The sequence below is a fragment of the Pseudomonas sp. LFS044 genome, from assembly GCF_047978245.1.
Lineage (GTDB): Bacteria > Pseudomonadota > Gammaproteobacteria > Pseudomonadales > Pseudomonadaceae > Aquipseudomonas.
Window position 1 is genome coordinate 1 of the sequence record NZ_JBFPFX010000038.1, and the last position, 14,145, is coordinate 14,145.

Genomic DNA, 14,145 nt, shown 5'->3' on the forward strand with positions numbered 1-14,145 from the left:
CCCGGGAGGACCGCGCCCACGGCCCATCCATGGGCCGAAGCGCTTGCCGGGCATCCTGCCCGTCACCTCCCTCCGCAAGACCTCCGCTCGGCCTCCTGAAGTCGCAATCTGCGTCGCCTGTGCTACCGCGCGCTAAAAGCAAAAGCAGATCAAGAGCAGATCAAGAGCAGATCAAGAGCAGATCAAGAGCAGGTCAACAGCAACCGCAATCTCGATGTCTATAAATCCGGGTCGATCTCCCCGTCGTACATGTCCGACTCCTTGTACATGTCGTGCACATGCCGCAGCAGCACCATGATCACGGCGGCCACAGGCAGTGCCAGCAGCACGCCGGTAAAGCCGAACAGTTCGCCACCAGCGAGGATGGCAAAGATCACCGCCACAGGGTGCAGGCCGATGCGATCCCCCACCAGCAGCGGCGTCAGCACCATGCCTTCAAGGGCCTGGCCGACCATGAACACCGCAACGATGCCGAGCATCGGATAAAGATCGCCACCAAACTGGAACAGCCCCGCCACCAGCGCCGCACCGATGCCGATGATGAAACCCATGTACGGCACGATGGCCGCCAGCCCCGCCAGCATGCCGATCAACAGCCCCAGCTCCAGCCCTACCAGCATCAAGCCGGCGGAATAGATGACGCCCAGCGCGAGCATGACCATCAACTGACCACGCACGAACGCCCCCAGCACCTCGTGGCACTCCTTCGCCAACCCCACAATCTGCGACTCGCGATTGCGCGGCAGCAGGCTGCGCAGCTTGGCCATCATCAGGTCCCAGTCGCGCAGCAGATAGAAGCCCACCACCGGGATCAGCACCAGGTTGGCCAGCCAGGCCAACAGCGCCAGGCTCGACGCGGTGGCCTGGGACAGCAGCATGCCGACGATGTCGGTGGTCTGGCTCATGTGCTCGCTGACGGCGGCCTTGATCTTGTCGAATTTCCAGAACCCGTCGGCCAGCCCCAGGCGGTGCTGAACCCAAGGCAACGCCACGTGCTGCAGCCAGTCGAGCATCTGCGGGGCCAGTTCGTACAGGCGCACCAATTGCTTGGCCAGCATGGGGATCAAGACCAGCAGCAAGGCCAGCAGAATCAGGGTGAACAGGCTGAACACCACCACCACGCCCCAGGTGCGGGACAGGCCCAGGCGCTCCAGCCGATCGACCAAGGGGTCGGCTAGGTAAGCCAGCAGAATGCCCACCAGAAACGGTGAGAGAATGTTGTGCAGGCTATAGAGAAGCACGGCAACCAGCAGGGCAGCGCCCAACCAGATCCAACGACGCATATCAGTCATTATCACGGTTCCTTACCAGCGAAAACGCAGGCCGTCGAACGGCTTGGGCGCTGGGGCTGCGGCCGGTTGGTCGGGCGTGGCGCTGGTACCCGGTGCAGGCGCAACCGGGGCGGCAACAGGCGCGTCTGCCGGCAGCTCCTGCAGCTTGGCCAGGCCGAGCTGGGCGCGCAGTTGGTCGCGGTTGGCGGTGACGCCGTAGGTCAGCGTTTTACCGTCGGCCATCTGCAGCCGCGGGCCATAGGGCTCGAGTACGCGGCTCAGTTCGGCATAGCGCTGCAGGGTCATGTCTTGCACTTGCAGCTGCAACTGGCTGCTGGCACCCGGGCGGGTCACGTAGCGTGGCGCCAGGCGGTTGCTCACCGCCAGCATCACGGCATCGGCCAGAGCAGCCTGGTCGGCGCCTTCGGCAGTGCCTTGCTCACGCTTGTCGCCCAGCCATAGCTGCCATTTGCCTTGCCACTTGCCGTCCGCTTCCTGAGCATGCACCGCCAGCAGGGCGTCTGCCCCGTAACGCTCGGAGGCCTCGCGCAGGGGCGCCGGGTCGCTGCCTTCCAGCTGCTTGGCGTTGGCCACCAGTTGCTCCTGCAGGTCAGCCAGCGGCAAGCGCAGCGGCAGGCCGCGGTGCTGAGCGGCGCGACGCAGGGGTTGTGCACTGCCCTGCCCGTCGCCGATCAGGTTGCTGCCTTCGACACTGTCGTTGAGCCACCAGCCGAGAATCGATGGCCGGTTGCTCCCCCACAACGCCAACCCGGCCTTGCGCAAGGCCCGCTCGGTGCTGCCAGGGTCGAACTCGACCAGTACCGACTCGGGCGGGCCGGCTTCGGTACCCACCTGGTTGATGATCTGCTGCGGATCCTTGCGCAGCTCGGCCAGCGCGGAGCTTTGCGCTGCCTTCGGGTCGCCGGTCAGGCGCAGCACCAGGGTGTCGAGCGCCTTGGCGGTCGCGGCAGTTCTGGCTTCGGCGCCCTGCCCTTCGAGCGGCTCGCGCACTTGATAAAGCCCGGAGACGTTTTCGGCCTGGGCCACCGAAGCGATCAGGGCAAGTGAGGCTGCTGCCAGTGTTTTCAAAAGACGCATGAAGGATTCCTGTCCATAAACAACGGGAGCGCAGGGGCTTGGGATAGATGGTGCTCTCGAGATCGAGCGGCGCTAGCGCCAGCCGAGCAATCTCGTCGTACCCACAAGGCTGGCAACCATGGTCTATCAGGCCATGGCACGTTGCAACAAATGTAGGCGCGGATTTAGCCGCGATGCGCCGCGCGGGCGGCGCTCGATCTGATGGGCGCTGCGAATGTGATGGCAGGCACAACACGGTTTTTCACCATTTACTGCCCTGCCCGTCGGCCTGAGGATGGCCGCTGCACGGCAACCCTGATAAAATCGCGCGCCTTCACAGACCTCTGACGTTTCAGGCAGCCGCCGCTCCCCAGCCGGCCTTGGCCGTCACGGTCGTTTTTACGAATCCCTCCCTCTTAAAGGCCTGGATCAATGAGCAAGCAACCCTCCCTGAGCTACAAGGACGCCGGTGTAGACATCGACGCCGGCGAAGCACTGGTCGAACGCATCAAGGGCGTGGCAAAACGCACCGCACGCCCTGAAGTCATGGGTGGCCTGGGTGGCTTCGGCGCCCTTTGCGAGATCCCGGCCGGCTACAAACAGCCGGTGCTGGTCTCCGGCACCGACGGCGTCGGCACCAAGCTGCGCCTGGCGCTGAACCTGAACAAGCACGACAGCATCGGCCAGGACCTGGTCGCCATGTGCGTCAACGACCTGGTGGTCTGCGGTGCCGAGCCGCTGTTCTTCCTCGACTACTACGCTACCGGCAAGCTCAACGTCGATGTCGCCGCCACCGTGGTCACCGGCATCGGCGCCGGCTGTGAACTGGCTGGCTGCTCCCTGGTGGGCGGCGAAACCGCCGAAATGCCGGGCATGTACGAAGGCGAAGACTACGACCTGGCCGGCTTCTGCGTCGGCGTGGTGGAAAAAGCCGAAATCATCGACGGCTCCAAAGTCGCAACCGGTGACGCGCTGATCGCCCTGCCGTCCTCCGGCCCGCACTCCAACGGCTACTCGCTGATCCGCAAGATCCTCGAAGTGTCGGGCACCGACATCGAGAACACCCAGCTCGACGGCACGCCGCTGACCGACCTGCTGATGGCCCCGACCCGCATCTACGTCAAGCCACTGCTGCAACTGATCAAGCAGACCGGCGCCGTCAAGGCCATGGCCCACATCACCGGTGGCGGCCTGCTGGACAACATCCCGCGGGTACTGCCGAAAAACGCCCAGGCCGTGGTTGACGTGGCCAGCTGGCAGCGCCCGGTGGTGTTCGACTTCCTGCAGGAAAAAGGCAACGTCGACGAACACGAAATGCACCGCGTACTGAACTGCGGCGTCGGCATGGTCATCTGCGTAGCCCAGGACCAGGTCGAAGCTGCCCTGAACGTACTGCGTGCAGAAGGCGAGCAGCCGTGGGTCATCGGCCGCATCGAACAAGCTGCCGAGGGCGCTGCCCAGGTCGAATTGCAGAACCTCAAGGCACACTGATGCCGAGCAAGCCCTGCAATGTTGTAGTACTGCTGTCGGGTTCCGGCAGCAACCTGCAAGCCTTGATCGACAGCAGCTGCGGTGAACACAGCCCGGTACGTATCGCGGCGGTGGTTTCCAACCGCGCCGACGCCTACGGCCTGCAGCGTGCAGCGGCGGCGGGCATCCCCACCGCCGTGCTGGACCACACCGGCTTTGACGGCCGTGAAGCCTTCGATGCAGCGCTGATGGCGCGCATCGATGGCTTCGCCCCCGACCTGGTCGTGCTGGCCGGCTTCATGCGTATCCTCAGTGGCGGCTTCGTGCGCCACTACCAGGGCCGTCTGCTCAACATCCACCCGTCCTTGCTGCCCAAGTACAAAGGCCTGCATACCCACCGACGGGCACTGGAGGCAGGCGACGCCGAGCATGGCTGCAGCGTGCACTTCGTCACCGAGGAACTCGATGGCGGCCCTCTGGTCGTACAGGCTGTGGTACCGGTAGCGCCTGGCGATACGGAAACAAGCCTGGCCCAACGGGTTCACCACCAGGAACACCATGTCTACCCGCTGGCAGTGCACTGGTTTGCCGAAGGGCGCTTGCGCTTGGGCGAACAGGGTGCATTACTGGATGGCCAGCCACTGCCGGCCAGTGGTCATCTGATTCGACCCTAGGAGAACTTATGCGTCGCGCCCTGCTCTTGGCTCTAGCCGTGCTCGCCCTGCCCCTCCAGGCAGCTGACCTGAAGCCTTTCTCGGCCAGCTACACCGCCGACTGGAAGCAACTCCCCATGAGCGGCACTGCCGAGCGCAGCCTGGTCAAAAAAGCCGACGGCACCTGGGACCTTAACTTCAAGGCCTCCATGATGATCGCCAGCCTGACCGAGCAAAGCACCCTGCGCATGGACAACGACACCCTGCTGCCGCAGCAGTACCACTTCGAACGTGGCGGCCTGGGCAAAGCCAAGAAAGTCGACCTGACCTTCGACTGGACTGGCAAGAAAATCACCGGCAGCGACCGCGGCGATGCCGTCAGCCTGCCGCTCAATCGCGGTGTGCTGGACAAGTCGTCCTACCAGTTGGCACTGCAGCACGACGTGGCAGCCGGCAAGAAGAGCATGACCTACCAGGTGGTCGACGGTGACGAGATCGACACCTACGACTTCCGTGTGCTCGGCACCGAAAAAGTCACCACCAAGACCGGCCAGGTCGATGCGGTGAAGGTCGAGCGCGTTCGCGACCCGAGCCAAAGCAAGCGCATCACCGAGCTGTGGTTCGCCAAGCAGTGGGACTACCTGCTGGTGCAACTGCGTCAGGTCGAGACCGATGGCAAGGAATACGTGATCGTGCTGCAGGATGGCACGGTCGACGGCAAACCGGTGAAAGGCAACTGATCTGCAACTGTGGGGAGCGGCCTGGGGTCGCGAAAGGGCTGCGTAGCGGCCCAGCCTCGCGAATCTGGGGGCGCTGCGCGCCCCTGTCGCGACAAAAGGCCGCTCCTACAATTGGCCAGCCTGGCCAACATGAAACTTGTTTCATGGCCGTTTTATTTACTTAGCCTGCTATCAAACTCTATAAAGGAGGTGTGCGACACAATGTCGCAACCAACCTAGCAGTGGAGTTTACCGATGACAGTCCAAGTAACCGAACGCGACGAATCGAAAATGTCCCACGAAGGCCTGGCCGCTGGCGTGCGGATCTGGGATGTGCACCAGCAGGGCCAATTGGTGGGGATGTTCCACAATGAACACGAAGCCCACCAGTACCGGGTAGAGCTTGAGGACCTGGAAAGCCAACGCACCACGCAATGACCCCATCTTTAAAAAGAAACCCCGCCTAGGCGGGGTTTTTGCTGTTTACCACATCAGATCATCAGGGATCTTGTAGGCCGCGTACGGGTCATCTTCGTCCGCTTCCTCGACATGGGTGTTGAGCAGCAGGATGCGATGCGGGTCGCGCTCCTGAATCTTCACCGCCGCCTCGCGCGGGATCACTTCATAGCCCCCGGCATGCGACACGATGGCCAGCGCGCCATTGCTCAGCTTGCTGCGCATCAGGGCGTTGACGGCCAGGCGCTTGACCTTCTTGTCATCGACGAAGTTGAAGTAGTCCTCGGTGGTGAGCTTGGGCAGGCGGGTCGCTTCGATCAACTGCTTGATCTGCGCGGCGCGGGCCTTCTGCTCGGCCTTTTCCTGCTGCTGACGGTTCAGCTCCTGGTCACGCTTGGCCTTCTCGGCCATGGCTTCCTTGGCCAGGCGCTGCTGGGTGTCGTCTACCTCGACCTGGCCCTTGTGTTCCAGGCGTTTCTGTTTTTTCTCGGCCTTGTTGGTCTGGGAAACCTGTTTCTGGTTGACCAGACCGGCCTTGAGCAATTGATCGCGAAGGGAAAGACTCATGGATGTTCACTCACTTATGCAGCCACTCAGCCGCAGCTGGGCAGGTTCTTTTCCTGACGTTTGGCTTCCCCCCAAAGGGCATCCAGTTCGTCAAGGTTACAATCTTCTATGGGCCGGCCGCTGTCACGCAAGGCCTGTTCGATGAAGCGAAAACGCCGTTCGAACTTGCGGTTGGCGCGGCGCAGGGCGTTTTCCGGGTCGTGCTTGAGGTGGCGGGCCAGGTTGACGGTGGCAAACAGCAAGTCACCGATTTCATCCTCGAGGGCATCGGCATCGCCGTCAGCCATGGCCTGCAGCACTTCGTCGAGTTCTTCGCGGACCTTGTCCAGTACCGGCAAAGCGTCTGGCCAGTCGAAACCGACCGTGGCCGCACGCTTCTGCAGTTTGGCCGCCCGTGACAACGCCGGCAATGCCGACGGCACGTCATCGAGCAGCGACAGCTGTTCAGGTTCGCTTTTCTCGGCGCGCTCTTCGGCTTTGATCTCCTCCCAGCGCGACTTGACCTGGGCCTCGCTCAGGCTGGGGGTGTCCAGCGGCGCGTACAGTTCACCGGTCGGGAATACATGGGGGTGGCGGCGGATCAGCTTGCGGGTGATGGCATCGACCACGCCGCCGAACTCGAAACGCCCCTCCTCGCGGGCCAGCTGGCTGTAGTAGACCACCTGGAACAGCAGGTCGCCGAGTTCGCCCTGCAGGTGCTCGAAATCGCCGCGTTCGATGGTGTCGGCAACCTCGTAGGCTTCCTCGATGGTGTGCGGGACGATACTCGCGTAGTTCTGCTTGAGGTCCCATGGGCAGCCGTACTGCGGGTCACGCAGGCGGGCCATGAGGTGCAGCAGGTCTTCGAGGGTGTAGGTCATTCAATCAGGTCCTTCGGCGGTGCGCCCTTCGCGGGCAAGCCCGCCCCCACAAACCTTGCGCCATTATTGTGGGAGCGGGCTTGCCCGCGAAGCAGCCACCTCGGTCTCAAGGGGTACGATTACGCCGCGTCTCGATGATGTTCGGCAACTGCGAGATCCTGCCCAGCAAACGCCCCAGCGCATCCAGGCCTGGAATTTCGATGGTCAGCGACATCAGCGCGGTGTTGTCTTCCTTGTTCGAGCGGGTGTTGACCGCCAGCACGTTGATCTTCTCGTTGAGCAGCACCTGCGACACGTCACGCAGCAAGCCTGGGCGGTCATAGGCACGGATGACGATGTCGACCGGGTAGGTCTGCACCGGTATCGGGCCCCAATTGACCTGGATCATCCGCTCCGGCTCACGCCCGGACAGTTGCAGCACCGAGGCGCAGTCCTGGCGGTGAATGCTCACCCCGCGGCCCTGGGTGATATAGCCGACGATGGCATCGCCCGGCAGCGGCTGGCAGCAGCCGGCCATCTGCGTGAGCAGGTTGCCGACGCCCTGGATCTGGATGTCGCCACGCTTGCCGGTACGCGTGCCGGTTGGCTTGCGCGGCACCAGTTCGATCTGCTCGATACGGTCGGGTTCGAGCAGTTGCTGGGCAGCGTTGACCAGGTGCGCCAGGCGCAGGTCGCCAGCACCGAGCGACGCGAACATGTCCTCGGCGGTCTTGACGTTGGTCTTCTCGGCCAGGCGCTCGAAGTCCACCTGCGGCAAGCCCAGGCGGCTGAGCTCGCGCTCGAGCAGGCTTTTGCCGGCGGCGACGTTCTGGTCGCGCGCCTGCAGCTTGAACCAGTGGACGATCTTGGCCCGTGCCCGCGAAGTCGTGACATAGCCCAGGTTGGAGTTCAGCCAGTCACGGCTCGGGCTGCCGTGCTTGCTGGTGATGATCTCCACCTGCTCGCCGGTCTGCAGGCTGTAGTTGAGCGGCACGATGCGCCCGTTGATCTTGGCGCCACGGCAGTTGTGGCCGATCTCGGTGTGCACGCGGTAGGCGAAGTCCAGCGGCGTGGCGCCCTTGGGCAGGTCGATGGCGTGGCCGTCAGGGGTAAAGATGTACACCCGGTCGGGCTCGATATCGACCCGCAGCTGTTCGGCCAGGCCGCCAATATCCCCCAGCTCTTCGTGCCATTCGAGCACCTGGCGCAGCCAGGAGATCTTCTCTTCATAGTGGTTGGAGCTGGGCTTGACGTCGGTGCCCTTGTAGCGCCAGTGGGCGCAGACGCCGAGCTCGGCTTCCTCGTGCATGCCGTGGGTACGGATCTGCACTTCCAGCACCTTGCCTTCGGGGCCGATGACCGCGGTGTGCAGCGAGCGGTAGCCGTTCTCCTTGGGGTTGGCGATGTAGTCGTCGAACTCTTTGGGGATGTGCCGCCAGAGGGTGTGCACGATACCCAGCGCGGTGTAGCAATCGCGCACCTCGGGCACCAGCACACGTACCGCGCGCACGTCGTAGATCTGGCTGAACTCCAGGCCTTTGCGCTGCATCTTGCGCCAGATCGAATAGATGTGTTTCGCCCGGCCGCTGATGTCGGCGTTGACCCCGGTGGCCAGCAGCTCGTTCTGCAGCTGGTTCATCACGTCGCTGATGAAGCGCTCGCGGTCCAGCCGGCGCTCATGCAGCAGCTTGGCGATCTGCTTGTACTGCTCGGGCTCGAGGTAGCGGAAGGACAGGTCTTCCAGCTCCCACTTGATGTGGCCGATGCCCAGGCGATGGGCCAGCGGGGCATAGATGTCGGCCACCTCGCGCGCGACGCGCAGGCGTTTTTCGTCATCGGCGGACTTCACCGCACGGATCGCGCAGGTACGCTCGGCCAGCTTGATCAATGCCACGCGCACATCGTCGACCATCGCCACCAGCATCTTGCGAAGGTTCTCGACCTGCGCCTGGGAGCCCAGCACCAGCGACTGGCGCGGGCTGAGGCTGGCGCTGATGGCAGCCATGCGCAGCACGCCGTCAATCAGCTTGGACACCACCGGGCCGAACCGCTGCCCTACCTCGGCCAGGGTCACCTTGCCCTCACGCACCGAGCGGTAGATGACCGCCGCCACCAGGGAATCCTGGTCCAGCTTGAGGTCGGCGAGGATTTCGGCGATTTCCAGGCCTGCCTGAAAACTGGAGGTACCATCGGCCCACGAATGCTTGGCCGGGTTGCCCTTTTTCTCGATTTCCTGGGCGAACTCGCAGGCCTCTTTGAGTGCCACGCGATCCAATGCCGAATCGACGCTCACCACGTGATCCAGCCATGCTTCGAGATTGATACTGCCGTCGATGTTGACCGGCTGGTGCACTCTCACCTGTACCATCTTTGCTTTACCTTTCCATACAGCGCACCACGCGGGTGCGCTGGCTATCACCGTGTGGCTTCCATTCCATGGAAACCGCACCAAGGGGCCAGTTGGCTAGCCCGCTTCGAATAACGCCATGGCTTCGACATGCGCCGTCTGAGGAAACATGTCGAGAATCCCGGCCCTTTTTAACCGGTACCCTTGGCCGACCAGCACCTGCGCATCTCGCGCCAGCGTGGCCGGGTTGCACGATACGTAAACCAGCCGCTTGGCCTTGAGCCGTGCGATGCCTTGCACGACCTCGAAAGCACCGTCGCGTGGTGGATCCAAGAGTACCGCAGAAAAGCCCTCGGCGGCCCATCCGGCGCCTGCCAAAGGCTGCGATAAATCGGCCTGAAAAAACTGCGCGTTATGCACATTGTTGTTTCGGGCATTGGCCGCAGCCCGATCGACCATGGCCTGCACACCCTCCACCGCCACCACCTCACGCGCCTGCCGGGCCAGCGGCAGGGCGAAGTTGCCCAGGCCGCAGAACAGGTCCAGCACGCGTTCGTCAGCCTGCGGTGCGAGCCAGGCCAGGGCCTGCTCGATCATCGCCGTATTGACCTGGGCGTTGACCTGGACGAAGTCGCCCGGGCGCCAGGCCAGCTGCAGTTGCCAGGGCTCCAGCGCGAAGCCCAGTTCAGCGTCGCTATCCACCGGCGCTGGCTCGCCCTCACCTTGCAGCCACAGCTGTGCCTTGGCCTCGCTGCAAAACGCCTGCAGCCTGGCGAGGTCTTCAGCTGGCAACGGCGCCACATGCCGCACCAGCACGGCCTCGGCGGTGCCGCTGAACAACTCGACATGGCCGATGACCTGCGGCTTGCTCAGCGAGCGCAGCGCCGTGGGCAGGTGACGCAGAATGGACTGCAAGGGCTGTACCAGCACGGCGCAGTCGTCGATGGCGACGATGGCCTGGCTGGCCTCGGCACGGAAACCGACCTCCAGCTGCCGGGCTTTCACATCCCAGCGCACCGCTACCCGCGCCCGCCGCCGGTAGCCGAACTCCGGCCCGCTCAAAGGCGCGGCCCACGCTTCAGGTTGCACGCCAGCAACCCGTTGCAGCTGTTCGGCCAGGGTGCGCTGCTTGAGCGCCAGCTGGCCCTCGTGCGGCAGGTGCTGCAGGTTGCAGCCACCGCAGCGGGCGTAGTAGCGGCACGGTGCTTCGCGGCGCTCGGGGCTGGCTTGCAGCACACGCTCAAGGCGTGCCTCCACTACCTTGCCGCGGGCATTGAGCACGCGCGCTTCTACCGCTTCGCCGGCCAGGGCACCGCTGACAAACCAGGTGCGCCCGTCGTGGAAGGCGATGCCCCGGCCGTCCCCGGCCAGGCGCTCGATATCCAGGCGCTGTTTTTTACCCACGGGTACCTGGGGTGCGCGGTCGCCGCCGGCCGGCTGGAAGCGCAGGCCGCTGTTGCTTTTCTTTCTGGACATTTAGCTCGGGTCAAACAGGCCGGTGGACAGGTAACGGTCGCCACGGTCACAAATGATCGCGACCATTACCGCGTTTTCAACTTCACGGGACAAGCGCAGCATAGCCGCCACCGCACCACCGGAAGACACACCGCAGAAAATGCCCTCTTCACGGGCAAGGCGACGGGTGGTGTCCTCAGCTTCTTGCTGGGACATGTCCACCACGCGGTCTACCCGGGTGGCATCGAAGATTTTCGGCAGGTATTCCTCGGGCCAGCGGCGAATGCCGGGGATGGCCGAGCCTTCCATCGGCTGCAGGCCAACGATCTGCACGGCCGGGTTCTGTTCCTTGAGGTACTGCGAGCACCCCATGATGGTGCCGGTGGTCCCCATGGAGCTGACGAAATGGGTAATGCTGCCTTGGGTCTGCTGCCAGATTTCCGGGCCGGTGCTGTTGTAATGGGCAATCGGGTTGTCGCCATTGGCGAACTGGTCGAGGACCAGGCCACGGCCTTCGGCCTGCAGCTTTTCGGCCAGGTCGCGGGCGCCTTCCATGCCCTCTTCCTTGGTGACCAGAATCAACTCGGCGCCGTAGGCGGTCATCGCCGCCTTGCGTTCGGCGGTGGAGTTGTCGGGCATGATCAGGATCATCTTGTAGCCCTTGATCGCCGCCGCCATGGCCAGGGCGATGCCGGTGTTGCCGGAGGTCGCTTCGATCAGGGTGTCGCCTGGCTTGATCTGGCCGCGCAACTCGGCGCGGGTGATCATCGACAGTGCCGGGCGATCTTTCACGGAGCCGGCAGGATTGTTACCTTCGAGCTTGAGCAGGAGGGTATTGCTGGTTTCGCCAGCGATGCGCTGCAGGCGAACCAGAGGCGTATTGCCGACGCAATCGGCGATGGTTGGGTACTGCAAGGTCATGGCGTATTTCACAATCCGGACGGCAGGGGCGCCTATCATACCGGCAAACCCTTCCCCGCCATATCACGCAATCTGTGGAGGATATAGCTACAAGCTATAAGCCATAGGGTTCGAGAGGTGTGCGGAGCCCGTGGGGGCGGCGATATGGGCCGGCAAACGCATGCACAAGCGCAGCCCGCGATCACCGTTTTCAGCCCACAGCGTGCCGCCCTGGCGCTGGATCGCACTGCGGGCGATGCTCAAGCCCAAGCCGAAACCACCGTCGCCGGGCCGCGAGCCATCGAGCCGGGTGAACGACGCGAAGATTCGCTCCAGATCTTCCTCGGCCACCCCACCGCCTTCATCTTCAAGCCACAAGCGCCAATACCCCCCTTCGCGCAGCCCGGCCAGGCGCACCAGGCCGTTCTTCGGCGAGTGGCGGATGGCATTGCGCAGCACGTTCTCCATGGCCTGGGCGAGGTAGTTGAGATTGCCCTGTACCCAGCAATCGACGGGCAGTTCGCAGCGCAGCCGTTCGTGCGACCACCCGCTTTCGTAACTGGCATCCTCGGCCAGCAGGTCCCACAGCGCCTGCACCTGGATGGGCTCAAGGTTCATCGGCGCACGCTCGGCATCCTGCCAGGCCAGCTGCAAGGTGTTCTCGACCAGTTGCTGCATGCAGTCCACTTCGCGCCCCAGCCGCTCGCGCAACCGCTGCAGGTCGGTTTCGCCGTCGCAGGCCACGCGCAGACGGCTCAGCGGCGTGCGCATCTCATGGGACAGATCCCGCAGCAACTGTTGCTGCATGGCCACCGTGCCTTGCAGCCGCTCGGCCATCTGGTCGAAGGCACGGGCCAGTTCGCCCAGCTCGTCATGCCGGGCAATGGTGCGTGAATCCAGGCGCGCCGAGAGCTGGTCGGCGCGCCAGGCATTGGCCTGCTCGCGCAACTGGTTGAGCGGCACGATCAGCATGCGGTAAAGGCCAACGCACAGCAGCAAGGTAAACAGGCCGGGGATGATGCCATTGGTCACCACTCGCCACAGCAGGCGGTGCTGGCCGGGGTTGAAACGCTCCGGCAGCTCGATCACCAGCATGCCCTGCTGCGGTGCCCCCGGGAACGGTATGCGTAACCAGGGCTGGTCGACGGTGCGCCGGCTCATGGGCCAGTCGACGCCCCGCAGGCGGGTGAGCCGCTGCATGATCTCGGGGCCGAGGGTAGCGCTGTCGAGGGGCCGCAGGTTGATGTCGAGCACGCCCACCCAACCGTGCTCCCGCTGGTGCATGGCCGCGATCCAGTGGTCCAGCCCCGCTCGCCCACCTTTTTGCCAGGCCAGCTCGGCCTCGCTCGCGTAGCCGCGCAGCACCTGGCGGGCAGGCTCGTCGAGAAAGGCGTTCTGGGTTTCCACGTGGCGGCCCCAGGTATAGCTGAGGCCAATCATCAACAGGCAAAAGCCCACCAGCAGGATGGCCAGCTTCCAGAACAGCGAGTGGCGATCGAGCATCGTTTACTCCGCCTCGCCGACGCTGAGCACGTAGCCCTTGCCCCACACGGTGCGGATCTGCCGCTCGAGGTAGCCGATGCCCTTGAGCTTGCGGCGGATCTGGCTGACATGCATGTCCAGGCTGCGATCATGCCGCGAATAGCCGCGCTGCAGCACGTGCTGGTAAAGGAAGGGTTTGCTCAGCACTTCGTCAACGTTGCGGTTGAGGATGTCGAACAGGCGATACTCGCTCGGTGTCAGGCCTGCGTGCTGGCCGCCGAGGCTGACATCGCACAGCGTTTCGTCAAAACGCAGCTCGCTGCTGGCGGCATCCAACGGCGGCTGATGGCGGCGCTCCAACGCGACGCGGCGCAGGATTGCCTCGATGCGCACCCGCAACTCGACCATGCTGAAAGGCTTGGGCAGATAGTCATCGGCACCGCGCTGGAAACCGCTGATTCGGTCGGCCTCGGCCCCCAGCGCCGACATCAGGATTACCGGAGTGGCGCTGCGCCGACGCAGCTGGGCCAATGCATCCAGGCCGTTGAGCCCGGGCAGCAGGATATCCATCAGCACCACGTCGAAGGCTTGCCGGCCTGCCGTTTCCAGGCCTTCGAGGCCGTTACGGCACAAGGTCACCTGAAAACCGCCGCGTTGCAGTTCTTCGTGCAGGTAGGCGCCCAGGACTGGATCGTCCTCGATGGCGAGGATCCTGGATGTGTTAATAGCTACGGGATTCATTGGCAACTGCCATGCATTCTCAGTTGCGTGATTATTGAGCATGCTCGGTCTACAGGCAACCGCCTGGCGACCAATGCCGGGCCGTGCCGGTAAAAACCGCTATAAAAGGGTGCATTAGACCAGCAGCCGGAGTAACTTTCCGCTTTGCGCCGTCGCCCCGGTGACGGC

Annotated in this window: 13 protein-coding genes; 4 read left to right on the forward strand and 9 right to left on the reverse strand. The window is 63.8% G+C overall.

Annotation, left to right across the window (positions count from 1 at the left end):
* Positions 1 to 218: 218 nt before the first annotated feature.
* Positions 219 to 1,292, reverse strand: coding sequence for an AI-2E family transporter (locus ACNQPL_RS24285; RefSeq protein ID WP_346616091.1), 1,074 nt, complete (start codon positions 1,290 to 1,292; stop codon positions 219 to 221).
* 12 nt (positions 1,293 to 1,304) lie between these two features.
* A complete protein-coding gene (locus tag ACNQPL_RS24290; RefSeq protein ID WP_346616092.1) occupies positions 1,305 to 2,369 on the reverse strand; it encodes a DUF2066 domain-containing protein in 1,065 nt (354 codons plus the stop codon).
* Between the two features lie 411 nt (positions 2,370 to 2,780).
* On the opposite strand from ACNQPL_RS24290, the gene purM reads away from it, so the two are divergent.
* From purM to ACNQPL_RS24310, 4 genes are all read left to right on the forward strand, one after another.
* Complete coding sequence (gene purM / locus ACNQPL_RS24295) at positions 2,781 to 3,839, forward strand: phosphoribosylformylglycinamidine cyclo-ligase (RefSeq protein ID WP_346616093.1); 1,059 nt, start codon at positions 2,781 to 2,783, stop codon at positions 3,837 to 3,839.
* Positions 3,839 to 4,492, forward strand: coding sequence for a phosphoribosylglycinamide formyltransferase (gene purN, locus ACNQPL_RS24300; protein ID WP_346616094.1), 654 nt, complete (start codon positions 3,839 to 3,841; stop codon positions 4,490 to 4,492). Before purM ends, purN begins: the two co-directional genes overlap by 1 nt.
* An 8-nt stretch (positions 4,493 to 4,500) precedes the next feature.
* On the forward strand, positions 4,501 to 5,211 hold the full coding sequence (locus tag ACNQPL_RS24305; RefSeq protein ID WP_346616095.1) for a DUF3108 domain-containing protein: 711 nt from the start codon (positions 4,501 to 4,503) through the stop codon (positions 5,209 to 5,211).
* 234 nt (positions 5,212 to 5,445) lie between these two features.
* Positions 5,446 to 5,628 (forward strand): hypothetical protein, encoded by a 183-nt coding sequence (locus tag ACNQPL_RS24310; protein WP_027595853.1) that lies wholly within the window; start codon positions 5,446 to 5,448, stop codon positions 5,626 to 5,628.
* 45 nt (positions 5,629 to 5,673) lie between these two features.
* On the opposite strand, the gene ACNQPL_RS24315 is transcribed toward ACNQPL_RS24310, so the two are convergent.
* From ACNQPL_RS24315 to ACNQPL_RS24345, 7 genes are all read right to left on the reverse strand, one after another.
* The gene (locus tag ACNQPL_RS24315; RefSeq protein ID WP_346616096.1) at positions 5,674 to 6,213 is read right to left on the reverse strand and encodes a DUF2058 domain-containing protein; all 540 of its coding nucleotides are present in this window, start codon (positions 6,211 to 6,213) and stop codon (positions 5,674 to 5,676) included.
* Between the two features lie 26 nt (positions 6,214 to 6,239).
* Positions 6,240 to 7,073: a nucleoside triphosphate pyrophosphohydrolase gene (mazG, locus tag ACNQPL_RS24320; RefSeq protein WP_416468106.1), complete on the reverse strand. Its 834-nt coding sequence runs from the start codon at positions 7,071 to 7,073 to the stop codon at positions 6,240 to 6,242.
* Between the two features lie 106 nt (positions 7,074 to 7,179).
* On the reverse strand, positions 7,180 to 9,420 hold the full coding sequence (gene relA, locus ACNQPL_RS24325) for a GTP diphosphokinase (RefSeq protein WP_416468107.1): 2,241 nt from the start codon (positions 9,418 to 9,420) through the stop codon (positions 7,180 to 7,182).
* 96 nt (positions 9,421 to 9,516) lie between these two features.
* Positions 9,517 to 10,875, reverse strand: a complete 1,359-nt coding sequence (gene rlmD, locus ACNQPL_RS24330; protein WP_416468108.1) for a 23S rRNA (uracil(1939)-C(5))-methyltransferase RlmD — start codon at positions 10,873 to 10,875, stop codon at positions 9,517 to 9,519.
* Positions 10,876 to 11,775, reverse strand: coding sequence for a cysteine synthase CysM (cysM, locus tag ACNQPL_RS24335; RefSeq protein WP_346616100.1), 900 nt, complete (start codon positions 11,773 to 11,775; stop codon positions 10,876 to 10,878).
* A gap of 87 nt (positions 11,776 to 11,862) precedes the next feature.
* On the reverse strand, positions 11,863 to 13,257 hold the full coding sequence (locus tag ACNQPL_RS24340) for a histidine kinase sensor domain-containing protein (RefSeq protein WP_416468109.1): 1,395 nt from the start codon (positions 13,255 to 13,257) through the stop codon (positions 11,863 to 11,865).
* Between the two features lie 3 nt (positions 13,258 to 13,260).
* Entirely contained in the window at positions 13,261 to 13,977 is a 717-nt protein-coding gene (locus ACNQPL_RS24345; RefSeq protein ID WP_346616102.1) for a response regulator transcription factor, read from the reverse strand.
* Between the last annotated feature and the right edge of the window lie 168 nt (positions 13,978 to 14,145).